Source organism: Enterobacter sp. BIDMC 27 (assembly GCF_000534415.1).
Classification (GTDB): domain Bacteria; phylum Pseudomonadota; class Gammaproteobacteria; order Enterobacterales; family Enterobacteriaceae; genus Enterobacter; species Enterobacter hormaechei_C.
Genome location: NZ_KI973178.1, coordinates 1,124,393 through 1,147,258, shown reverse-complemented (window position 1 = coordinate 1,147,258; position 22,866 = coordinate 1,124,393). Strand labels below are relative to the sequence as shown.

At 55.7% G+C, this 22,866-nt stretch carries 15 protein-coding genes and 2 rRNA genes; 6 read left to right on the top strand and 11 right to left on the bottom strand.

Annotation, left to right across the window (positions count from 1 at the left end; all coding sequences use genetic code 11):
* Positions 1 to 44 precede the first annotated feature (44 nt).
* On the bottom strand, positions 45 to 287 hold the full coding sequence (gene yjbE / locus L463_RS17075; protein ID WP_003860341.1) for an exopolysaccharide production protein YjbE: 243 nt from the start codon (positions 285 to 287) through the stop codon (positions 45 to 47).
* A gap of 366 nt (positions 288 to 653) precedes the next feature.
* Entirely contained in the window at positions 654 to 2,303 is a 1,650-nt protein-coding gene (gene pgi, locus L463_RS17080; protein WP_032103668.1) for a glucose-6-phosphate isomerase, read from the bottom strand.
* Between the two features lie 374 nt (positions 2,304 to 2,677).
* Between pgi and lysC the strand changes: the two genes are divergently transcribed.
* The 3 genes from lysC to L463_RS17095 all read left to right on the top strand — a co-directional run bounded on the left by lysC (position 2,678) and on the right by L463_RS17095 (position 5,388).
* Positions 2,678 to 4,027: a lysine-sensitive aspartokinase 3 gene (gene lysC, locus L463_RS17085; protein ID WP_006810501.1), complete on the top strand. Its 1,350-nt coding sequence runs from the start codon at positions 2,678 to 2,680 to the stop codon at positions 4,025 to 4,027.
* Positions 4,028 to 4,120: 93 nt separating this feature from the next.
* On the top strand, positions 4,121 to 5,065 hold the full coding sequence (gene panS / locus L463_RS17090) for a ketopantoate/pantoate/pantothenate transporter PanS (protein ID WP_023295757.1): 945 nt from the start codon (positions 4,121 to 4,123) through the stop codon (positions 5,063 to 5,065).
* A gap of 50 nt (positions 5,066 to 5,115) precedes the next feature.
* Positions 5,116 to 5,388 carry a YjbD family protein gene (locus L463_RS17095; RefSeq protein ID WP_017382612.1) on the top strand — a complete coding sequence of 91 codons (273 nt, stop codon included), beginning with the start codon at positions 5,116 to 5,118 and terminating at the stop codon, positions 5,386 to 5,388.
* Here L463_RS17095 and rluF read toward each other — a convergent pair whose 3' ends face one another.
* The gene (gene rluF / locus L463_RS17100; protein WP_003860347.1) at positions 5,389 to 6,261 is read right to left on the bottom strand and encodes a 23S rRNA pseudouridine(2604) synthase RluF; all 873 of its coding nucleotides are present in this window, start codon (positions 6,259 to 6,261) and stop codon (positions 5,389 to 5,391) included.
* Positions 6,262 to 6,458: 197 nt separating this feature from the next.
* On the opposite strand from rluF, the gene L463_RS17105 reads away from it, so the two are divergent.
* Together L463_RS17105 and L463_RS17110 are read left to right on the top strand one after the other, a co-directional pair.
* Positions 6,459 to 6,761 (top strand): type II toxin-antitoxin system RelE/ParE family toxin, encoded by a 303-nt coding sequence (locus tag L463_RS17105; RefSeq protein WP_023295756.1) that lies wholly within the window; start codon positions 6,459 to 6,461, stop codon positions 6,759 to 6,761.
* Positions 6,762 to 6,767: 6 nt separating this feature from the next.
* Entirely contained in the window at positions 6,768 to 7,055 is a 288-nt protein-coding gene (locus L463_RS17110) for an addiction module antidote protein (RefSeq protein WP_023295755.1), read from the top strand.
* Here L463_RS17110 and L463_RS17115 read toward each other — a convergent pair.
* Both L463_RS17115 and metH read right to left on the bottom strand, forming a co-directional pair.
* A complete protein-coding gene (locus tag L463_RS17115) occupies positions 7,052 to 8,683 on the bottom strand; it encodes a Na/Pi cotransporter family protein (protein WP_032104798.1) in 1,632 nt (543 codons plus the stop codon). The two genes, L463_RS17110 and L463_RS17115, sit on opposite strands and share 4 nt — an antisense overlap.
* 116 nt (positions 8,684 to 8,799) lie before the next feature.
* The gene (gene metH / locus L463_RS17120; RefSeq protein ID WP_032104799.1) at positions 8,800 to 12,483 is read right to left on the bottom strand and encodes a methionine synthase; all 3,684 of its coding nucleotides are present in this window, start codon (positions 12,481 to 12,483) and stop codon (positions 8,800 to 8,802) included.
* A 193-nt stretch (positions 12,484 to 12,676) separates the two neighbouring features.
* Between metH and iclR the strand changes: the two genes are divergently transcribed.
* Positions 12,677 to 13,504 carry a glyoxylate bypass operon transcriptional repressor IclR gene (gene iclR / locus L463_RS17125; protein ID WP_003860353.1) on the top strand — a complete coding sequence of 276 codons (828 nt, stop codon included), beginning with the start codon at positions 12,677 to 12,679 and terminating at the stop codon, positions 13,502 to 13,504.
* Between the two features lie 23 nt (positions 13,505 to 13,527).
* Here iclR and aceK read toward each other — a convergent pair whose 3' ends face one another.
* The 6 genes from aceK to L463_RS17155 all read right to left on the bottom strand — a co-directional run bounded on the left by aceK (position 13,528) and on the right by L463_RS17155 (position 22,776).
* Positions 13,528 to 15,279, bottom strand: coding sequence for a bifunctional isocitrate dehydrogenase kinase/phosphatase (aceK, locus tag L463_RS17130; RefSeq protein ID WP_032104800.1), 1,752 nt, complete (start codon positions 15,277 to 15,279; stop codon positions 13,528 to 13,530).
* 51 nt (positions 15,280 to 15,330) lie between these two features.
* A complete protein-coding gene (aceA, locus tag L463_RS17135; RefSeq protein ID WP_023295753.1) occupies positions 15,331 to 16,635 on the bottom strand; it encodes an isocitrate lyase in 1,305 nt (434 codons plus the stop codon).
* A 31-nt stretch (positions 16,636 to 16,666) separates the two neighbouring features.
* A complete protein-coding gene (aceB, locus tag L463_RS17140) occupies positions 16,667 to 18,268 on the bottom strand; it encodes a malate synthase A (RefSeq protein WP_023295752.1) in 1,602 nt (533 codons plus the stop codon).
* Between the two features lie 270 nt (positions 18,269 to 18,538).
* Positions 18,539 to 19,468 carry a homoserine O-acetyltransferase MetA gene (gene metA, locus L463_RS17145; protein ID WP_017382604.1) on the bottom strand — a complete coding sequence of 310 codons (930 nt, stop codon included), beginning with the start codon at positions 19,466 to 19,468 and terminating at the stop codon, positions 18,539 to 18,541.
* A 218-nt stretch (positions 19,469 to 19,686) separates the two neighbouring features.
* Positions 19,687 to 19,802: ribosomal RNA gene (gene rrf, locus L463_RS17150) — 5S ribosomal RNA — on the bottom strand.
* Positions 19,803 to 19,871: 69 nt separating this feature from the next.
* A 23S ribosomal RNA gene (locus L463_RS17155) occupies positions 19,872 to 22,776 on the bottom strand.
* Positions 22,777 to 22,866 lie beyond the last annotated feature (90 nt).

Genomic DNA, 22,866 nt, shown 5'->3' with positions numbered 1-22,866 from the left:
GAAATAACCACACCGAAGTGTGGTTATGATTAAAACACCCGTTATTACTGGGTGCTGGTCGTCGTAGTGGTCGTGGTTCCGGTATTGGAGCCATCACCGCCACCGGTTGCCGCCAGCGCGACACCCACGGCTGAACTTACGGCGCTGGTGCTGGCTGCGGTAGAACTCCCCGCAGACGCAGACGTCGCTGCCGACCCTGCTGCTTCCCCGACCTGGACCGGAGCTGCATAGACAGACGTCGCCGCAAGCGCAGATATGGCAAAAATGCCATACAGTACTTTCTTCATAACAATTTCCCTTCAATGAATGAATGGAGATTTGCCCGAAAAGAAATTCAGGCGGATTCGAGTATACACAACTAAAGCAGTGGGTTTACCGTGGGGGTAAATAGGGATGAGGTTTTCAGACTAATGGTTAAAAATGGAAGGAAAAAAGAATCAAGGAAATATATAATCAATATAAATCAACCAGTTATAATATAAGAACATTAAAGCATCACTCCGTATTTTCTTAAAATAAACCTCAGCAATTAACGGGGTTACCGTCTTTTTCGGATTAAACTCAGCTTCAGAATTTGAGATAACTAACAGACATCAGGAATTATCCGATAAAAAAATGCCGGCATATCGCCGGCATTGTTCATGACATATTTATTACGCACGCCAGGCTTTATAACGGTTAATCAGACCATTGGTGGAGCTGTCGTGGCTGTCGATCGCTTTATCGTCACCCAGCTCTGGCAGAATGCGGTTTGCCAGCTGTTTGCCCAGCTCAACGCCCCACTGGTCAAAGGTAAAGATGTTCAGAATAGCGCCCTGAGTGAAGATTTTGTGCTCGTAGAGGGCAATCAGCGCACCCAGGCTGAACGGCGTGATTTCGCGCAGCAGAATGGAGTTAGTTGGACGGTTGCCTTCGAACACTTTAAACGGCACAACGTGCTCCAGCGTAGCCGGATCTTTACCCTGGTCACGGTATTCCTGCTCAACCACCTCGCGGGATTTACCGAACGCCAGCGCTTCGGTCTGGGCGAAGAAGTTAGACAGCAGCTTCGGATGGTGGTCGGACAGTGGGTTGTGCGTAATCGCCGGGGCGATGAAATCGCACGGTACCATTTTGGTACCCTGGTGGATCAGCTGGTAGAACGCGTGCTGGCCGTTGGTGCCCGGCTCGCCCCAGATGATTGGGCCAGTCTGGTAATCCACCGCGTTGCCGTTACGGTCAACGTACTTGCCGTTGGATTCCATGTTGCCCTGCTGGAAGTAGGCCGCAAAGCGGTGCATGTACTGGTCGTACGGCAGAATCGCTTCGGTTTCAGCGCCGAAGAAGTTGTTGTACCAGATCCCGATCAGCGCCAGCAGTACCGGCAGGTTTTTCTCAGGCGCGGTGGTGGAGAAGTGTTTGTCCATCGCGTGCGCGCCGGAGAGCAGTTCAACGAAGTTGTCGAAGCCCACGGACAGGATGATGGACAGACCGATCGCAGACCACAGTGAGTAGCGGCCGCCCACCCAGTCCCAGAACTCAAACATGTTCGCGGTATCAATACCGAACTCACCCACCGCTTTACCGTTGGTGGACAGCGCCGCAAAGTGTTTCGCCACGTGCTTTTCGTCGCCCGCGGTTTTCAGGAACCAGTCGCGCGCGCTGTGGGCGTTGGTCATGGTTTCCTGAGTGGTGAAGGTTTTAGACGCCACCAGGAACAGCGTGGTTTCCGGGTTCACCTTTTTCAGCACTTCAGCGATGTGAGTCCCATCGACGTTGGACACGAAGTGCATGTTGAGGTGGTTTTTGTACGGGCGCAGCGCCTCGGTCACCATGAACGGGCCGAGGTCAGAGCCGCCGATACCGATGTTTACGACGTCGGTGATCGCTTTGCCGGTGTAGCCTTTCCAGCTACCTGAGATGATCGCTTCAGAGAAGGTTTTCATCTTTTCCAGCACCGCGTTCACTTCCGGCATCACATCTTTGCCGTCAACGATAATTGGCGTATTGCTACGGTTACGCAGGGCCACGTGCAGGACGGCACGGTCTTCGGTGCGGTTGATTTTCTCACCAGAGAACATGGCTTTGATGGCATCTGCCAGCTCAGTCTCTTTCGCCAGATCTTGCAGCTTCGCCAGCGTCTCTTCGGTGATACGGTTCTTGGAGAAATCCACCAGCATCAGGTCATCGAAGGTGGCGGAAAACTTGCTGAAACGATCGGCATCTTTCGCGAACAGTTCCGCGATGGTGACGTCTTTCATTTCATCAAAATGTTTCTGTAGTGCCTGCCATGCAGCGGTCTGCGTTGGGTTGATGTTTTTCATAGCAATACTCTTCTGATTTGAGAATTGTGACTGCGGTCGATTGTAGCGCCTGCAAATAAAAATTGTGATGGTTTTTATGCCATTGCCCTGGTCTGCATCAAACGCAGGTGAAAAGACCCGAAAAGTATAGCTGCTGTCGCGCCCTTCCGGCGTGGCGAAATGTTGGTCAAAAAGAGGGAAAAAGGAGCATAAAATATGGGCCTGTTATAAGTCCTGTTTCTGAGGGGTACCCCCCCATGAAAAATCCGCATAATCCCAGCATTGACAGGACCTCCCCCGCATTTTATTTATAGGGCCGTATTTTGCGCCTGCACCTGTTCTCGCTTCATTCTTGTGCCAAGGTCGCTCTATTCATTCCCTGACACGAGGTTGTTATGACGAGTTTTGTGGTCGCCAAGTTTGGCGGCACCAGTGTGGCAGACTACGATGCCATGAACCGCAGCGCCGATGTGGTGCTGGCCGATCCGAATACCCGCCTGGTGGTGCTTTCCGCCTCAGCCGGCGTGACGAACCTGCTGGTTTCCCTGTCTGAAGGACTGGAAGCGACCGAGCGTTTCGTGAAGCTGGATGCACTGCGCAAAATTCAGTTCGACATTCTCGAGCGTCTGCAAAACCCGAACGTCATTCGTGAGGAAGTGGAACGCCTGCTGGAAAATATCACCACCCTGGCAGAAGCCGCGTCGCTGGCCACCTCCAGCGCACTGACCGATGAACTGGTCAGCCACGGCGAACTGATGTCCACACTGCTGTTCGTTGAGATCATGCGCGAGCGCAATATTCAGGCGCAGTGGTTCGACGTGCGTAAAGTGATGCGCACCAGCGACCGCTTTGGCCGCGCCGAGCCGGACGTGGAAGCCCTGGCTGAGCTGACTAACCAGCAGCTTGCCCCGCGCCTGGATGAAGGCATAGTGATCACCCAGGGCTTTATCGGCAGCGAAGCCAAAGGGCGCACAACCACGCTGGGCCGTGGCGGTAGCGACTACACCGCCGCCCTGCTGGGTGAAGCCCTGCACGCCACCCGCGTGGATATCTGGACGGACGTGCCGGGTATCTACACCACCGACCCGCGCGTGGTCTCTGCGGCAAAACGTATTGACGTGATCGCCTTTGAAGAAGCGGCTGAAATGGCGACTTTCGGCGCGAAAGTGCTGCACCCGGCCACCCTGCTGCCCGCCGTGCGCAGCGACATTCCGGTCTTCGTTGGCTCCAGTAAAGATCCAAAGGCGGGCGGGACGCTGGTCTGCAAGAAAACCGAGAACCCACCGCTGTTCCGCGCGCTGGCCCTGCGTCGTAAGCAGACGCTGGTTACCCTGCACAGCCATAATATGCTGCACTCCCGTGGATTTCTGGCGGAAGTGTTTGGCATCCTGGCGCGCCACAATATCTCCGTGGACCTGATCACCACGTCAGAAGTCAGCATCGCGCTGACGCTCGACACCACCGGCTCCACCTCTACCGGCGACACCCTGCTGACGCAGTCGCTGCTGATTGAGCTTTCCGAGTTGTGCCGCGTGGAGGTGGAAGAAGATCTGGCGCTGGTGGCCATCATCGGTAATAAGCTGTCGCGCGCGTGCGGCGTGGGCAAAGAGGTGTTCGGCGTGCTCGACCCGTTCAATATCCGCATGATTTGCTACGGCGCGTCCAGCTACAACCTCTGCTTCCTGGTCCCAGCCGACCAGGCGGAGCAGGTGGTGCAGAAACTTCATCAGAATTTGTTTGAATAAAATTCGTTAGCACGATAAACATTATCTACAAGCCGGGCACAGACCCGGCTTTTTCATAACTAAACAACACGACAATACTGCAAGGAAACCACTATGTTATCCGCCATCACGCGGCTGTTCCCGTTATGGGCGCTGCTGCTCTCTGTACTCGCGTATTACACTCCCACCACGTTCACGGGCATTGGTCCGTGGGTCACCACGCTGCTGATGCTGATTATGTTCGGCATGGGCGTGCATCTGAAAATTGACGATTTCAAACGCGTGCTGTCTCGCCCGGCACCGGTTGCCGCAGGGATTTTCCTGCACTACCTGGTGATGCCGCTCGCGGCCTGGCTGCTGGCGATGGCCTTTAAGATGCCGCCCGACCTTTCCGCAGGGATGGTGCTGGTGGGGAGCGTCGCCAGCGGTACGGCATCTAACGTCATGATCTATCTGGCGAAAGGCGACGTGGCGCTCTCCGTCACCATCTCGTCCGTTTCCACGCTGGTGGGCGTGATTGCCACGCCGCTGTTAACCCGCCTGTATGTGGACGCGCATATCCAGGTGGACGTGATGGGCATGCTGCTCAGCATCCTGCAAATTGTGGTGATCCCGATTGCGCTGGGGCTGGTGATCCACCATCTCTTCCCGCGGGTGGTGAAAGCGGTTGAGCCGTATCTGCCCGCGTTTTCGATGGTCTGCATTCTGGCCATTATCAGCGCCGTGGTAGCCGGTTCCGCATCGCACATTGCTTCGGTGGGCTTTGTGGTGATCGTCGCGGTTGTGCTGCATAACACTATTGGTCTGCTGGGCGGTTACTGGGGCGGAAAGCTGTTTGGCTTTGACGAATCCACCTGCCGCACGCTGGCGATCGAAGTGGGGATGCAGAACTCCGGCCTGGCAGCGGCGCTGGGTAAAATTTACTTCTCACCGCTGGCAGCGCTACCGGGGGCGCTGTTCTCTGTCTGGCACAACCTGTCCGGTTCGCTGTTAGCTGGATACTGGTCCGGTAAGCCGATTGATGACCAACCGAAAAAAGATGCGGTAAAACAGGGTTAATTGACCCGGCTTGCTTTACACTGAAGCCTCCCCATCAGGAGGCTTCAGCAATGGCTACACCACGTTTGACCCAGAAAGACATGACCGAAGCCGAGCAGCGCGAACTGAAAACGCTTCTCGACCGCGCCCGCATCGCGCATGGCCGCACGCTGACGAACGCCGAAACCAATCAGGTTAAAAAAGAGTACATCGATAAACTGATGGCGCAACGTGATGCTGCGGCGAAAAAAGCCCGCAAGCTGAAAAAAGAGCAGGCGTATAAACCCGATGCAGAGGCGACTTTTTCCTGGTCCGCCAGCACATCAACCCGTGGAAGGCGCTAATCAGCGCCCTTTCTTTTTGCGCCCCGGCTGGGTAAAGCGTTTTCCGTTGCCCGGCTTGCCTCGCCCTTTCTCTTCCGCCTGCGGTGCCTTCACCACCGGACGCTTAATCGCCTGCGTTTTCGGTTTGGCTTTAGCTTTCGGCTTCGCTTCGGACGAGGAGTTCTCGATAAGTTTGAACAGCTCGATCAGCTCGTCATCCGTTAAGTCACGCCACTCGCCCAGCGGGATCCCGGACAGGCTGACGTTCATGATGCGCGTGCGTTCCAGCTTCGTCACTTCATAACCGAAGTACTCGCACATGCGGCGGATCTGGCGGTTCAGGCCCTGCACCAGCGTGATACGAAACGCAAACGGCGCCTCTTTTCTGACTTTACACTTCTTCGTCACGGTGCCCAGAATCGGCACGCCTGCGCCCATTCCCCGGATGAACTCGTCCGTGACCGGCTTGTTCACCGTAACAATGTACTCTTTCTCGTGGTCGTTACCGGCACGCAGAATTTTGTTCACCAGATCGCCGTGATTAGTCAGGAAAATTAACCCCTGAGAGTCCTTATCCAGGCGACCAATCGGGAAAATACGGCTGCTGTGGTTCACGAAATCAACGATGTTGTCCCGTTCACCGTCTTCCGTAGTGCTGACAATCCCAACCGGCTTGTTCAACGCGATAAACACCAGGTCTTCGGCATCACGCGGTTCGATGACCTGACCATTCACTTTCACCACATCGCCAGGCACTACCTGATCGCCAATGGTGGCGCGTTTGCCGTTAAGAAACACGTTACCCTGTTCAATGTAACGGTCAGCCTCGCGACGTGAGCAGATCCCGCTCTCGCTAATGTATTTGTTTAATCGGGTTGATTGAGTTGGCAGCATAGTTTCTCCTGTGAAGGGCGAAATATACCTTAGGTTTGGGCTGGAAAAAAAGATTAGCCGACGGTTACTGAGACGGGTTTTTTAGTTTGCGAGACGCTTTCAGGATTTAGCGTCAGGCTATTTATCCTTGGGCTAACTCCTTTTAGCTTTACTCTCCAGAGACAATTGCTTGTAGTTTATAAATCACAGGGAGTAATATGAAGGAGATCGTTCAGACAGAATCCTTCCGACGCTGGGAGCAAAATTTAAAGGACAGGCGGGCAAAGACGATTATCGCCTCCCGCCTCTTTAGGCTGGCAAATGGCTTAGCGGGCGACATTAGACCTGTGGGAGAAGGTATCAGTGAACTGAGGATCCACTTTGGCCCGGGCTACAGGATCTATTTTAAGGACCAGGGCAATTGCATCATCGTGCTGTTATGTGGTGGTGACAAAAGCAGCCAGGCCAGAGACATACTTATGGCAAAAATGCTGAGCAATGTATCCCAATGGCAGGAGTGAATGAGCATGCATAAATTAACACCCTACGATCCAGCCAACGCACTGCTGGATGACGAGGAAATCGCTGTGTTTATGGCTGATGCATTAGAGACGGGTGACTCAGCGTACATTGCTAAAGCGCTGGGCGTCATCGCCCGAGCGAAAGGGATGTCGACCATTTCCCAGCAAACGGGCCTGTCACGAGAACAACTGTATCGATCATTCAGTGATAAGGGGAACCCAACGCTCAAAACCACGCTGGCGGTCATGAAAGCATTGGGCCTTGGGTTAACAATCAAACCCTCTGGGGATTAATACTCATCCCGCTCGTCGTCTTCATCCGGCTGCTCCATCACGCTGTACGCCACCGCACAGAACAACGAGTTGAGACGCTTCATATCCCCCAGCAGCCCCAGGTGCAGGGAGCTGGTCTCGATACTCTGCACGTTCTGCTGGTGCAGACGCTCAACGTGGGCGTGTGAGTAGCGGCGATTAAGGATGCGGAAACGATGCTTATTGCGGCGCAGGCGGCGCGCGCTCGGCACGTCGCTGGAGAAGAAGACCGACATCGCCAGCTTCAGGTTGCTGACCAGCTGTTCGTGCAGCGCTTCCAGCTCTTTCAGCCCTTCAACAGAAAACGCCCGGCGTGCGGCCAGGGATTTGTCTGCGATTTCACTGCCCATACGCTCGACAATATCCGAAGCCTGCTCCAGGTTAAGCGACATCTCGATGATTTCCGCCCAGCGGCGCGACTCCTCTTCCGCCAGCTCGTCCTGGGGGATCCGCGCCAGATAGAGCTTGATGGCGGTATAGAGCACGTTGATATCGTCCGCCAGCCTGCGCAGCTCTTTTTCTTCGCGCGGCTCGCCGTGCATCACCTTTTGCAGCCCTTCCAGCATGGTTTCCATCGCGTCGCCCATGCGCAGCGTTTCGCGGGCGGCATTGGCGATTGCCAGCGCAGGAGTATCCAGCACCGAGGTGTCCAGATGCTTCGGTTTAAGGCGCGCGTCCAGCTCCGGTTCATCACGAATAAGCCGCTCGCAGAAGCGGGCCATCGGCGCGGCAAACGGCACCATCGCCAGACAGCGCACCAGGTTGTAGAAGACGTGGAAGTTGATCACCAGCTCCGCTTTCGGCAGAGAGAGATTATCCATCAGGTTCGCCAGCGGGTGCACAAACGGCAGAATGATCAGGCTACCCACCAGCTTAAACAGTAAACTCCCCAGCGCCACCCGGCGGGCGGCAGCGTTGGCGGCGCTGTTGTTGAGCATCGCCAGCAGGCCAGAGCCTAGGTTGGCACCGATCACCAGGCACAGCGCCACCGGGAAGGAAATTACCCCTGCGGCGGTTAAGGTCGCCGTCAGCAGGACCGCTGCCAGGCTGGAGTAGCTGACGATGGCGAATACCGCGCCGATCAGCGCATCCAGCATAATATCGCCGGTTAACGAGGCGAAGATGACCTGCACACCGTTGGCCTGGGTGATCGGCGTGACAGCCTGCACAATCAGCTCCAGTGCCAGCAGGATCAGCCCGAGGCCAATACCGACGCGGCCAAGCTGCCCGGCACGGCTTTGCTTACGGCCGAGGAAAAAAATGACGCCGATAAAAATCAGCAGTGGCGACAGCCAGGAGAGATCGAACGTCAGGATACGCGCCATCAGCGCGGTACCGACGTCGGCGCCAAGGACAATCACCAGCGCCGGGGCGAGCGCCACCAGATCCTGCGCCACGAACGAGGTGACGAGCATGGTGGTGGCGTTGCTGCTTTGCACCAGCGCCGTGACGCCAATACCCGCGCAGAAGGCGAGCGGCTTCTTCTCAACGCTGCCGCTGAGAACGGTACGTAAACGTGCGCCAAACACGCGCATCACACCGGTACGAACGATATGGGTGCCCCATACCAGCAGTGCGACTGCGGAGAGCAGGTGTAACAACGTCAACACGGTAGGTATTCCTCCTTATCGTTATTCGTTTTCCTGAGGTTCAGTATAAGGGTTTAAACGTAAGAAAGAGACAGGGCACCATAGCGGTGCCCTGTTTGTTGTAAGGAAAAGTGACGTTAGTCTGCGTCGTAGCCCAAATTCGGCGCCAGCCAGCGTTCCACCTCTGACACGCTCATGCCTTTACGCAGGGCGTAATCCTCAATCTGATCGCGCTGAAGCTGCGCCACGGCGAAGTACTTGCTGTCCGGATGGCTGAAGTACCAGCCGGAAACGGACGCGCCCGGCCACATGGCGAACGACTCGGTGAGCTTCATGCCGGTATGCGCTTCGACGTCCAGCAACTTCCAGATAGTGCCCTTCTCGGTGTGTTCCGGGCAGGCCGGATACCCCGGCGCCGGACGAATGCCCTGGTAATTTTCGCGAATCAGCTCCTCGTTGCTGAGATTCTCATTCGCCGCGTAGCCCCAGTGCACCTTACGTACGCGTTCATGCAGATATTCAGCGAAGGCTTCCGCCAGACGGTCGGCGATCGCTTTCACCATGATTTTGTTGTAATCATCGTGCTGCGCGTCGTACGCATCCGCCAGCGCGTCTTCTTCCAGACCACCAGTTACGGCAAAGGCGCCGATATAGTCGGCTTTACCGGAGAGTTTCGGTGCGACGAAATCCGCCAGGCAGTAGTTGGCAAAGCCCACTTTCTCGGTTTGCTGGCGCAGGTGGTGGCTCACGGCCAGCACGTGGGTGCGGGTTTCATCGCGGTAGATTTCCACATCGTCGCCCACGCGGTTCGCCGGGAACAGCCCCACCACGCCGCGCGGGTTGAGGGCTTTCTCTGCGCTCAGCCTGTCGAGCATGTCGTTAGCATCTTTAAACAGGCGCTTCGCCTCTTCGCCCACCACCTCATCTTCAAGAATGCGCGGATATTTGCCCGCCAGCGACCAGGTCATGAAGAACGGCGTCCAGTCGATGTAGTTACGCAGCGTTTCGATGCTGGCCGTCACGTCCTGCACGCCCAGACGGTGTGCGACCGGCGGCGTATAGCTGGACCAGTCGAACGCCAGATCGTTATCGCGCGCCGCCTGAAGCGAAACCGGCGGCGTGCGCGGTTTCTTACGTCCATGCTGAATGCGGACGGTTTCATACTCTTTGCGGGTGCGGGCGACAAAGTCATCGCGCTGGGTGTCGGACAGCAGCGCGGAGACCACGCCCACAGTGCGCGAGGCGTTTTGAACATACACCGTCGGCCCACTGTAGTTCTGCTCGATTTTCACCGCCGTGTGGGCTTTCGAGGTGGTTGCCCCGCCAATCAGCAGTGGAATGGTAAAGCCCTGGCGCTCCATCTCTTTTGCCACGTTGACCATTTCGTCAAGCGAAGGCGTAATCAGCCCGGAAAGACCAATCAGATCCGCATTCACTTCGCGCGCGGTCCTGAGGATTTTATCCGCCGGGACCATCACGCCAAGATCGATAATTTCGTAGTTATTACACTGCAACACCACGCCAACGATGTTTTTGCCGATGTCGTGTACGTCGCCCTTCACGGTGGCGATGACCATTTTACCGTTACTGGAGCCCTTCTCTTTGCTGGCTTCGATAAAGGGTTCCAGATACGCCACCGCCTGCTTCATGACGCGGGCGGATTTCACCACCTGCGGCAGGAACATTTTGCCCTCGCCGAACAGATCGCCGACCACGTTCATGCCGTCCATCAGCGGCCCTTCGATCACTTCAATCGGACGGGCGGCCTGCTGACGCGCTTCCTCGGTATCCTGCTCGATAAACTCGGTAATGCCTTTTACCAGCGAGTATTCCAGACGCTTATTCACATCCCAGGAGCGCCATTCGGCCTGTTGAACGTTGGCTGATTCGTCAGATTTACTGCCGCGGTATTTTTCCGCCAGATCCAGCATGCGTTCGGTGGTGTCGTCACGACGATTGAGGATCACGTCTTCTACGGCGTCGCGCAGCTCGGCTGGCAGATCGTCGTAAATTGCCAGCTGGCCGGCGTTGACGATCCCCATGTCCATCCCGTTGCGGATGGCGTAGTAGAGGAATACGGCGTGGATCGCCTCACGCACCGGGTCGTTGCCGCGGAACGAGAACGACACGTTTGACACGCCGCCGGAGATCAGCGCATGCGGTAGCTCGCGTTTAATGTCTTCACACGCGCCGATAAAGTCCTGGGCGTAGTTGTTGTGCTCTTCGATGCCGGTCGCGACGGCGAAGATGTTCGGGTCGAAGATGATGTCTTCCGGCGGGAAGCCCACCTCTTCGGTCAAAATTTTGTACGCGCGGCGGCAAATCTCAATCTTGCGCTCGCGGGTATCGGCCTGGCCCACTTCATCGAAGGCCATCACCACCACGGCGGCTCCGTAGCGACGGACCAGCTTCGCGTGGTGGATAAAGGTATCGACGCCCTCTTTCATCGAGATGGAGTTAACGATGCCTTTGCCCTGAATGCACTTCAGCCCTTTTTCGATGACTTCCCATTTGGAAGAGTCAATCATGATCGGCACGCGGGCGATATCCGGCTCACCGGCAATCAGGTTGAGGAAACGCACCATTGCCGCTTCGGCATCAAGCATCCCCTCGTCCATGTTGATATCGATAATCTGCGCGCCGCTTTCTACCTGCTGGCGGGCAACGTCCAGCGCTTCGCTGTACTTCTCTTCTTTGATCAGGCGCTTGAACTTCGCAGAACCGGTAACGTTAGTACGTTCACCCACGTTCACAAACAGGCTGTCGTCGCCGATGGTCAACGGCTCCAGGCCGGACAGACGACAGGCTACCGGAAGCTCGGGTAGCTTGCGCGGTGGAAGCCCGGCGACGGCGCGGCTCATGGCGGTGATATGCTCAGGCGTGGTGCCGCAGCAGCCGCCGACGATGTTGAGGAAACCAGATTCGGCCCATTCGCGGATTTGCGCCGCCATGGTGTCGGCATCCAGATCGTACTCACCAAACGCGTTCGGCAGACCGGCGTTCGGGTGGGCGGTGACGTAGCACTCTGCGATGCGCGAAAGCTCCTGCACGTACTGGCGCAGCTCGTCCGGCCCCAGCGCGCAGTTCAGGCCGAAGGAGAGCGCTTCGGCGTGGCGCAGGGAGTTATAAAACGCTTCGGTTGTCTGGCCGGAAAGCGTGCGCCCCGAGGCGTCGGTGATGGTGCCGGAAATCATGATCGGCAGGTCGACGCCCAGCGCCTCGAACTCCTCTTTCACCGCGTAAATCGCGGCTTTAGCGTTGAGGGTGTCGAATACGGTTTCAATCAGGATCAGATCGGAACCGCCTTCCACCAGCGCTTTGGTCGACTCGCGGTAGGCGGTAACCAGCTGGTCAAAGGTGATGTTCCGAAACGCCGGGTCGTTGACGTCCGGAGAAATCGACGCGGTGCGGTTGGTTGGGCCCAGCACCCCGGCTACGTAGCGCGGCTTGTCCGGCGTACGGGCCGTCCATTCTTCGGCGCAGGCGCGCGCCAGCTTCGCCGCTTCAAAGTTGATCTCCGCCGACAGGGATTCCATCTGGTAATCCGCCATGGCGATGGTTGTCGAGTTGAAGGTGTTGGTTTCAACAATATCCGCACCCGCTTCGAAGTAAGCGTTGTGGATATCCCTGATAACAGACGGTTTGCTTAACACCAGCAGGTCATTGTTCCCTTTCAGGTCACAAGGCCAGTCGGCAAAGCGCTCGCCGCGGAAATCGTCTTCACTCAGACGATAGCCCTGGATCATGGTGCCCATGCCGCCGTCCAGCACCAGAATTCGTTCATTTAACTGCGCACGCAGTTGCTCTACTTTGCTGCTCACACTTGCTCCCGACAACGCTCAACATGGCCAAAAGGCTGCGTTCCATACTGGCATAATCTCGCAGGGTCGAAAAGTCACACAGCGGTAACATGAGACATGTTCACTATCACTCCTCCGATCAGTCAGGAAAGCGGTTGCAAAACCACCAAATAAAACGAAAATGATTTCCACGATACAGAAAAAGGAGTTCGTCATGGTTACGACCGTTCCCGCTAAACGCGGCAGAAAACCTGCTGCAACCACCGCTGCACAACCAGGCGGACAGGTTCAATCCCTGACGCGCGGCCTGAAGCTGCTGGAATGGATAGCCGAATCGCATGGTAGCGTGGCCCTGACGGAGCTGGCGCAGCAGGCTGGCCTGCCGAACTCCACCACGCACCGTCTGCTGACCACCATGCAGCAGCTGGGCTTCGTGCGTCAGGTGGGCGAGCTGGGACACTGGGCGGTGGGGGCGCATGCGTTTATTGTCGGCAGCAGCTTCCTGCAAAGCCGCAACCTGCTGGCGATTGTCCACCCGATTCTGCGCAAGCTGATGGAGGAGTCCGGCGAGACGGTAAACCTGGCCGTGCTGGATCAGAGCGATCACCAGGCGATTATCATCGACCAGGTGCAGTGTACGCAGCTGATGCGCATGTCCGCACCGATTGGCGGCAAGCTGCCGATGCACGCCTCTGGCGCAGGGAAAGCGTTTCTCTCGCAGCTGAGCGAAGAGCAGGTAACGGGGCTGCTGCACCGTAAAGGGCTGCACGCCTATACCCACGCCACGCTGGTGTCGCCCGTGCATCTGAAAGAAGATCTGGCTCTGACCCGCAAGCGCGGCTATTCGTTTGATGACGAAGAACATGCCCTCGGGCTGCGCTGCCTCGCGTCCTGCATTTTTGACGAGCACCGCGAGCCGTTTGCCGCCATCTCCATCTCCGGGCCGATTTCACGCATGACCGACGACCGCGTCACCGAGCTGGGCGCGATGGTGATTAAGGCCGCGAAAGAGGTGACGCTGGCGTATGGTGGGATTCGTTAAACGTGCATTGCCGCCTGATGCCCTCACCCCGGCCCTCTCCCACAGGGAGAGGGAGAAAAGCGGATGCAAAACCGCTGCTTGCGGCGGTAAGCATAGACATCTTCCACGTGCCCATTTTTGATCCGCGTTTGCAGCCCGCGCCAGTAGCTGGCGCGGAACAGATCGGCATGCATCTCTTCGAATAGCGGCCCGATGCGCGGGTCGGCACAAAGCCAGTGGCGAAACTCCTCCGGAAACACATCGCCCGGCGATACGCTGTACCACGGCTCGCTGGACAGTTCATCTTCCGGGTAGCGCGGCGGCGGGATATCGCGGAAGTTCACCTCGGTCATGTAGCAAATTTCATCGTAATCGTAGAACACCACCCGCCCGTGACGGGTGACGCCGAAGTTTTTAAACAGCATGTCGCCGGGGAAAATATTGGCGGCGGCGAGCTGGCGAATCGCATTGCCGTACTCTTCAATGGCGTCTCGTAAAGCCTGGCCTTCGGATTGCTCCAGCCAGATATTTAGCGGCACCATCCGGCGTTCGATATAGAGATGGCTAATCGCAATCTTATCGCCAAGATCGGTAATTTTCGTCGGCGCTTCCTGCATTAGCAGCGACATCAGCGACGGATCGATCTGCTGCTTATCCAGCACAAAGTTTTCAAACTCCTGGGTATCCGCCATTCGCCCGACGCGATCGTGCTCTTTAACCAGCTGATAGCAGGCGCGGACGTGAGCGGCGGTCATCTCTTTCTGCGGGGCAAATTTATCCTTAATCACCTTAAACACGCGGTCGAAGCCCGGCAGTGTGAAAACCAGCATCACCATGCCGCGGATCCCCGGCGCTTCGATAAACTGCTCATCAGCCGTGGTGACATAACGCAGGTATTCCCGATAACTTTCCGTTTTGGCATGCTTCTGACAGCCAATCGCCATATACAGCTCGGCGGTGGTTTTGCCCGGCAGGATCTCGCGCAGCCACTCCACCAGGGCGGCAGGCAGTGGGGCATAGACCATGAAATAGGAACGGGCGAAGCCAAATACGATGCTGGCCTCAGCGCTGGTAGTCAGGCAGGTATCGACAAACAGTTCGCCGTCGTCGGTACGGTGAATGGGTAGCAGAAACGGCACGATAGCTGTCGGCGTAACCAGTTTGCCCACCAGCCAGGCGGCCTTATTCCGGTAGAAAAGCTCGTTGGCAACCTGCAAATGGCTGCGGCTGAGTACCTCCTCACCGAAGGTTTCACTGAGATATGCGTGGATATAGCCGATATCCCGGGGTTTATTCTCCCAAGGCAGGCGCAGCGGCAAATCCGTTAAGACGCGGTGCAGGAGCTTTTCCCAACCGCGATCGGGAAAGAAATCTTTCGCCAGCGGACGCGGAATGGTACGAAAGCGGCGCTCCGGCTGGGAGCTGAAGATAAATAACCGCTCAGGAGATAATGAGCGGTGGTCAAATAACCGGCAATAGACGGAGTTGAAAAAGCTCTCCGCAATCTCGAAGCGCGGGTAGTCGGGTAACAGATGGGTGTAGTGCTCTTTCACGCGCAGTAAAAATTCCGCATCCGGGCTTTTACCGTCGGTGATACAGCGCAGTTGCTCCACCACCAGACCTACGTGGTGATCATAAAGATGGATACGCTGCTTCATGGCCTGCTGAACCGCATGCCAGTCGGCGTGCTCAAAACGCTGTTGCGCGCCGGAGGTGACTTCCAGAAAGCGGCCATACTGGGCATCAAAGCCCTGCAAAATAGTTTGGGCAATCAGTAATTCCAGACCACGCGACATATATTCCCCCTCCCCCCAACCCTCTCCCCGAGGGGGGAGAGGGGGAAAAGATTAGAACTGTGCTTCTTCCGTCGAGCCCGTTAATGCCGTGACGGAGGAGGCCCCGCCCTGAATAATCGTGGTCACATTATCGAAGTAGCCGGTTCCCACTTCCTGCTGGTGCGAAACGAAGGTATATCCTTCTTTGCCCGCCGCAAATTCTGGCTGCTGCACCTTCTCAACATAGTGTTTCATGCCTTCGCCCTGCGCGTAGGCGTGCGCCAGGTCGAACATGTTGAACCACATGCTGTGGATACCCGCCAGGGTGATGAACTGGTACTTGTAGCCCATATCTGACAATTGCTGCTGGAAGCTGGCGATGGTCGTATCGTCCAGATTCTTTTGCCAGTTGAAGGACGGCGAACAGTTATAGGCCAGCAGCTTGCCCGGATACTTCGCATGAATCGCATCGGCAAAGCGCTTCGCCAGCGCCAGATCCGGCGTGGAGGTTTCACACCAGACCAGGTCGGCGTAAGGGGCATACGCCAGGCCGCGGCTGATCGCCTGTTCAATACCGGCATGTGTGCGATAGAACCCTTCGCTGGTACGTTCGCCGGTAATGAATTCGCTGTCATACGGGTCGCAGTCAGAGGTGATCAGGTCCGCCGCGTCAGCATCGGTACGGGCAATCACCAGCGTCGGCACGCCGAGCACGTCAGCAGCCAGACGCGCGGCAACCAGCTTCTGGATCGCTTCCTGGGTTGGCACCAGCACTTTCCCGCCCATATGCCCGCACTTCTTCACCGACGCCAGCTGATCTTCAAAGTGAACGGCCGCTGCACCGGCCTCAATCATGGATTTCATCAGCTCAAAGGCGTTCAGCACGCCGCCGAAACCGGCTTCCGCATCGGCGACGATCGGCAGGAAATAGTCGATAAAACGCGGATCGTGGGGTTCGATACCCGCGGCCCACTGGATCTGATCCGCACGGCGGAAGGTATTGTTGATCCGATCCACCACTGACGGCACCGAGTTCGCCGGATAAAGAGATTGATCCGGATACATGCTGGAGGCAAGGTTAGCATCCGCCGCGACCTGCCAGCCGGAAAGATAGATAGCCTCAATGCCGGCCTTCGCCTGCTGCAATGCCTGACCGCCGGTCAGCGCGCCGAGGCTGTTGATATAGCCTTTTTTAGACCCCCCATGCAGCAGATCCCACATTTTCGCCGCGCCGTTCTGCGCCAGCGTACATTCCGGGTTAACCGAGCCGCGTAACTTCACCACTTCCTCTGCGCTGTACGGACGGCGGATGCCTTCCCAGCGCGGTTGGGTCCACTCTTTTTGTAACTCTTCGATCTGTTGGGTACGAGTTTTCATGTGCAGATGCTCCATATTGTTATGTGGTGAATTACGCCAGGAAGCGGTAGCCCGGCAGGGTCAGGAAGTCGATTAAGTCATCAGAGGTGGTGATTTGCTCCATCAGACGTGCGGCATCGTCAAAACGCCCACTGCTGAAGCGGTGCTCGCCCAGTTCGTCCTGGATGACCCGCATCTCTTCGGCCAGCATCTGACGGAACAGGGCTTTGGTTACCGGTTTGCCGTTGCTGAGCGTTTTTTGATGATGGATCCACTGCCAGATGGAGGTACGTGAAATTTCCGCCGTGGCGGCATCTTCCATCAGGCCGTAGATAGGCACGCAGCCGTTGCCTGAGATCCATGCCTCGATGTACTGCACGGCGACGCGAATGTTGGCGCGCATCCCCTCTTCCGTGCGTTCGCCCGCACACGGCGCCAGCAACTGTTCTTCTGCGATTGGCGCATCGTCTTCACGGGTGACAAACAGCTGGTTTTTGTTGTCGCCGAGTACGCGGTTAAAGACTTCCATCGCCGTATCGGCCAGACCAGGATGGGCAATCCACGTCCCGTCGTGGCCATTACGGGCTTCCAGCTCTTTATCGGCTTTCACCTTGTTGAGCACCTGATTGTTACGCTCTGCGTCTTTGCTCGGGATAAACGCCGCCATACCGCCCATCGCAAAGGCGCCGCGTTTGTGGCAGGTCTTAATCAGCAGGCGCGAGTAGGCGCTGAGGAACGGTTTATCCATGGTGACAACCTGACGATCCGGCAATACCCGGTCGGCATGGTTTTTCAGGGTTTTGATGTAGCTGAAGATGTAATCCCAACGGCCGCAGTTCAGGCCCACAATATGGTCACGCAGCGCATGGAGGATCTCATGCATCTGGAATACGGCAGGCAGGGTTTCAATCAGCAGCGTGGCCTTAATGGTGCCGCGCGGCAGGCCAAAGCGGTCTTCTGCGTAGCTGAAGACTTCACTCCACCACGCCGCTTCCTGCCAGGACTGTGTTTTAGGCAGATAGAAATAGGGGCCGCTGCCTTTCGCCAGCAGGTTTTTATAGTTGTGGAAGAAGTACAGCGCAAAGTCGAACAGGCTGCCCGGAATCGCTTCTCCGCGCCAGGTGACGTGTTTTTCTGGCAAATGCAGACCGCGTACGCGGCAGATCAGCACCGCCGGATTCGGTTTGAGCTGGTAAATTTTACCGGCTTCGTTGGTATAGCTGATGGTGCCGTTGACGGCGTCGCGCAGGTTGATCTGCCCGTCGATAACTTTCTGCCAGTCCGGCGCGAGGGAATCTTCGAAGTCCGCCATAAATACTTTGACGTTGGCATTCATGGCGTTGATCACCATTTTGCGCTCTACCGGACCGGTGATCTCTACGCGACGATCCTGTAAATCTTCAGGGATTCCGCGGATTTTCCATTCACCATGACGAATGGAAGCGGTTTCCGAAATAAACCCTGGCAACTTGCCGTTATCGATCTCCTGCTGTTGATGAATGCGCGCCGCCAGCAGTTTATTACGCTGTGGCGTAAAGCGAGTCACCAGTTCAGTCAGAAACTCTACCGCTTCTGCCGTCAAAACTTGCTGTTCTTGTTCACCATTCGGCTGGGTAAAGGTCAGTTCATCGACCGTTGTTGCCTGTTGAGTCATCGTTCTGCTCCTCATCAAAGATCCAAAATCACGCCCCCGACGCGAGCGAAAGATCGTTGTGTAGTTTTCGCTCAGCAGAATTAAGACTATCTATAATTTTTCCAAAATCAAAAACAATTTCCATTTTAATTGAGTTATGCGTGCAATGATTTGATTAATATGAAATTAAAGTTATTCACGATGCTGAGTTGGATTTCGGAAATAAAAAAGGCACCCGAAGGTGCCTGATCTGAATAGCTGAAACGCTTTAGGATCGTTTAATGCAGACGATTACTCCAACGTCGGATTCATGTGTCGCAGATCGTACGGCGTAATCTGGTAGACGTAATAGTTGAGCCAGTTGGTAAACAGCAAATTTCCATGGCTACGCCAGGTTGCCCGAGGCGTGTTTTGCGGATCGTTTTTCGGGAAATAGTTGTACGGGACATCCGGATTCAGACCCGCTTCAACGTCACGAAAATACTCTGACGCGAGGGTATGCGGATCGTACTCAGGATGGCCGGTAACGAACGCGATGCGTTTGTCTTTACTGGCGAACAGGTAGGCATCGCCGTCTTCCGTTTCGGCCAGGATTTCCAGGTCGGTGTAATCGCGGATCAGCTGTGCCGGAAAATCGGCGTAGCGAGAATGCGGGGCCAGGAAAGTGTCATCGAAACCACGCGTCAGCAGCGCATGCGGGTGAAGAATGTGGTGTTCGTATACGCCAGAAAGTTTGTCGCTGCGGGTTTGCTTGGGAATGCCATAGAGGATATTCAGCGCGGCCTGTACCGCCCAACAGACAAACAAGGTGGACGTGACGTGATCTTTTGCCCACTCCAGCACCTGCCTGATCTGTGGCCAGTAGGCAACGTCATTAAATTCCACCAGACCCAGCGGGGCGCCGGTGACGATCAGTCCATCGAAATTCTCATCGCGAATATCTTCAAAATTACAGTAGAAGTTATTCAGATGCTCAGCAGGCGTGTTGCGTGACTCACGCGCGTCAATGCGCAGCAGCTGGATATCAACCTGAAGCGGAGAGTTGGAGAGCAAACGCAGGAACTGGTTCTCCGTTTCGATCTTCTTTGGCATCAGATTAAGGATCAGCACCTTCAGCGGGCGAATTTCCTGACCAGAAGCACGCGAAGTTGTCATTACGAAGACATTCTCTTCACGCAAGAAATTGACGGCTGGTAGCTCGTCCTGCACCCGAATCGGCATAACCTTAAATCCTCAAAGCATACGTATAAACGTTTAGACATCCAGACAGCTAACGATACCCAGAAATGGGGTTAATGTCGAGTCTGCAAGCGAAAGGTGAGAAAGTTTCAAGGAGGAAAAGCATGTAGGGCGGGTAAGGCTGGGCCACCACCCGACTTTTCAGAACGTACAAAGCAAAAAACCCCGCACCTTACGGTACGGGGTTCTTCTTAATTGATGCCTGGCAGTTCCCTACTCTCACATGGGGAGACCCCACACTACCATCGGCGCTACGGCGTTTCACTTCTGAGTTCGGCATGGGGTCAGGTGGGACCACCGCGCTAAAGCCGCCAGGCAAATTCTGTTAATCTGTATCAGGCTGAAAATCGTGTCTGTCTCTTCGCCAAAACACCTTCGGCGTTGTAAGGTTAAGCCTCACGGTTCATTAGTATCGGTTAGCTCAACGCATCGCTGCGCTTACACACCCGACCTATCAACGTCGTCGTCTTCAACGTTCCTTCAGGAGACTTAAAGTCTCAGGGAGAACTCATCTCGGGGCAAGTTTCGTGCTTAGATGCTTTCAGCACTTATCTCTTCCGCATTTAGCTACCGGGCAGTGCCATTGGCATGACAACCCGAACACCAGTGATGCGTCCACTCCGGTCCTCTCGTACTAGGAGCAGCCCCCCTCAATTCTCCAGCGCCCACGGCAGATAGGGACCGAACTGTCTCACGACGTTCTAAACCCAGCTCGCGTACCACTTTAAATGGCGAACAGCCATACCCTTGGGACCTACTTCAGCCCCAGGATGTGATGAGCCGACATCGAGGTGCCAAACACCGCCGTCGATATGAACTCTTGGGCGGTATCAGCCTGTTATCCCCGGAGTACCTTTTATCCGTTGAGCGATGGCCCTTCCATTCAGAACCACCGGATCACTATGACCTGCTTTCGCACCTGCTCGCGCCGTCACGCTCGCAGTCAAGCTGGCTTATGCCATTGCACTAACCTCCTGATGTCCGACCAGGATTAGCCAACCTTCGTGCTCCTCCGTTACTCTTTGGGAGGAGACCGCCCCAGTCAAACTACCCACCAGACACTGTCCGCAACCCGGATTACGGGTCTACGTTAGAACACCAGCCATTAAAGGGTGGTATTTCAAGGTTGGCTCCACGCAGACTGGCGTCCACGCTTCAAAGCCTCCCACCTATCCTACACATCAAGGACCAGTGTTCAGTGTCAAGCTATAGTAAAGGTTCACGGGGTCTTTCCGTCTTGCCGCGGGTACACTGCATCTTCACAGCGAGTTCAATTTCACTGAGTCTCGGGTGGAGACAGCCTGGCCATCATTACGCCATTCGTGCAGGTCGGAACTTACCCGACAAGGAATTTCGCTACCTTAGGACCGTTATAGTTACGGCCGCCGTTTACCGGGGCTTCGATCAAGAGCTTCGCGTTGCCGCTAACCCCATCAATTAACCTTCCGGCACCGGGCAGGCGTCACACCGTATACGTCCACTTTCGTGTTTGCACAGTGCTGTGTTTTTAATAAACAGTTGCAGCCAGCTGGTATCTTCGACTGATTTCAGCTCCACCCGCAGGGGCTTCACCTACACATCAGCGTGCCTTCTCCCGAAGTTACGGCACCATTTTGCCTAGTTCCTTCACCCGAGTTCTCTCAAGCGCCTTGGTATTCTCTACCTGACCACCTGTGTCGGTTTGGGGTACGATTTCGTGTTACCTGATGCTTAGAGGCTTTTCCTGGAAGCAGGGCATTTATCACTTCAGCACCGTAGTGCCTCGTCATCACACCTCAGCGTTAACAAGGTACCGGATTTACCTGGAACCTCCGCCTACATGCTTAAACCGGGACAACCGTCGCCCGGCTGACATAGCCTTCTCCGTCCCCCCTTCGCAGTAACACCAAGTACAGGAATATTAACCTGTTTCCCATCGACTACGCCTTTCGGCCTCGCCTTAGGGGTCGACTCACCCTGCCCCGATTAACGTTGGACAGGAACCCTTGGTCTTCCGGCGAGCGGGCTTTTCACCCGCTTTATCGTTACTTATGTCAGCATTCGCACTTCTGATACCTCCAGCATGCCTCACAGCACACCTTCAACGGCTTACAGAACGCTCCCCTACCCAACAACACATAGTGTCGCTGCCGCAGCTTCGGTGCATGGTTTAGCCCCGTTACATCTTCCGCGCAGGCCGACTCGACCAGTGAGCTATTACGCTTTCTTTAAATGATGGCTGCTTCTAAGCCAACATCCTGGCTGTCTGTGCCTTCCCACATCGTTTCCCACTTAACCATGACTTTGGGACCTTAGCTGGCGGTCTGGGTTGTTTCCCTCTTCACGACGGACGTTAGCACCCGCCGTGTGTCTCCCGTGATAACATTCTTCGGTATTCGTAGTTTGCATCGGGTTGGTAAGCCGGGATGGCCCCCTAGCCGAAACAGTGCTCTACCCCCGAAGATGAGTTCACGAGGTGCTACCTAAATAGCTTTCGGGGAGAACCAGCTATCTCCCGGTTTGATTGGCCTTTCACCCCCAGCCACAGGTCATCCGCTAATTTTTCAACATTAGTCGGTTCGGTCCTCCAGTTAGTGTTACCCAACCTTCAACCTGCCCATGGCTAGATCACCGGGTTTCGGGTCTATACCCTGCAACTTAACGCCCAGTTAAGACTCGGTTTCCCTTCGGCTCCCCTATACGGTTAACCTTGCTACAGAATATAAGTCGCTGACCCATTATACAAAAGGTACGCAGTCACCCCATAAAGAGGCTCCCACTGCTTGTACGTACACGGTTTCAGGTTCTTTTTCACTCCCCTCGCCGGGGTTCTTTTCGCCTTTCCCTCACGGTACTGGTTCACTATCGGTCAGTCAGGAGTATTTAGCCTTGGAGGATGGTCCCCCCATATTCAGACAGGATACCACGTGTCCCGCCCTACTCTTCGAGTTCACAGCATGTGTGCTTTCGTGTACGGGACTATCACCCTGTACCGTCGGACTTTCCAGACCGTTCCACTAACACACAAGCTGATTCAGACTCCGGGCTGCTCCCCGTTCGCTCGCCGCTACTGGGGGAATCTCGGTTGATTTCTTTTCCTCGGGGTACTTAGATGTTTCAGTTCCCCCGGTTCGCCTCGTTAACCTATGTATTCAGTTAACGATAGTGCAACGGATTGCACTGGGTTTCCCCATTCGGACATCGCCGGGTCAAGGGTTCATATCACCTCGCCGGCGCTTTTCGCAGATTAGCACGTCCTTCATCGCCTCTGACTGCCAGGGCATCCACCGTGTACGCTTAGTCGCTTAACCTCACAACCCGAAGATGTTTCACTTCTGATTGCGAAAATTTGAGAGACTCGAACACACATGAGCTGTGTGTCGTTTCAATTTTCAGCTTGA

Excerpts from the sequence above, each read along its gene's own strand:
- aceK (WP_032104800.1), bottom strand. The coding sequence starts at position 15,279 with ATGTCGCGTGGTCTGGAATTACTGATTGCCCAAACTATTTTGCAGGGC.
- iclR (WP_003860353.1), top strand. The coding sequence starts at position 12,677 with ATGGTTACGACCGTTCCCGCTAAACGCGGCAGAAAACCTGCTGCAACC.
- L463_RS17095 (WP_017382612.1), top strand. The coding sequence starts at position 5,116 with ATGGCTACACCACGTTTGACCCAGAAAGACATGACCGAAGCCGAGCAG.
- L463_RS17105 (WP_023295756.1), top strand. The coding sequence starts at position 6,459 with ATGAAGGAGATCGTTCAGACAGAATCCTTCCGACGCTGGGAGCAAAAT.
- panS (WP_023295757.1), top strand. The coding sequence starts at position 4,121 with ATGTTATCCGCCATCACGCGGCTGTTCCCGTTATGGGCGCTGCTGCTC.
- rluF (WP_003860347.1), bottom strand. The coding sequence starts at position 6,261 with ATGCTGCCAACTCAATCAACCCGATTAAACAAATACATTAGCGAGAGC.
- metA (WP_017382604.1), bottom strand. The coding sequence starts at position 19,468 with ATGCCGATTCGGGTGCAGGACGAGCTACCAGCCGTCAATTTCTTGCGT.
- yjbE (WP_003860341.1), bottom strand. The coding sequence starts at position 287 with ATGAAGAAAGTACTGTATGGCATTTTTGCCATATCTGCGCTTGCGGCG.
- aceB (WP_023295752.1), bottom strand. The coding sequence starts at position 18,268 with ATGACTCAACAGGCAACAACGGTCGATGAACTGACCTTTACCCAGCCG.
- aceA (WP_023295753.1), bottom strand. The coding sequence starts at position 16,635 with ATGAAAACTCGTACCCAACAGATCGAAGAGTTACAAAAAGAGTGGACC.
- lysC (WP_006810501.1), top strand. The coding sequence starts at position 2,678 with ATGACGAGTTTTGTGGTCGCCAAGTTTGGCGGCACCAGTGTGGCAGAC.
- pgi (WP_032103668.1), bottom strand. The coding sequence starts at position 2,303 with ATGAAAAACATCAACCCAACGCAGACCGCTGCATGGCAGGCACTACAG.
- L463_RS17110 (WP_023295755.1), top strand. The coding sequence starts at position 6,768 with ATGCATAAATTAACACCCTACGATCCAGCCAACGCACTGCTGGATGAC.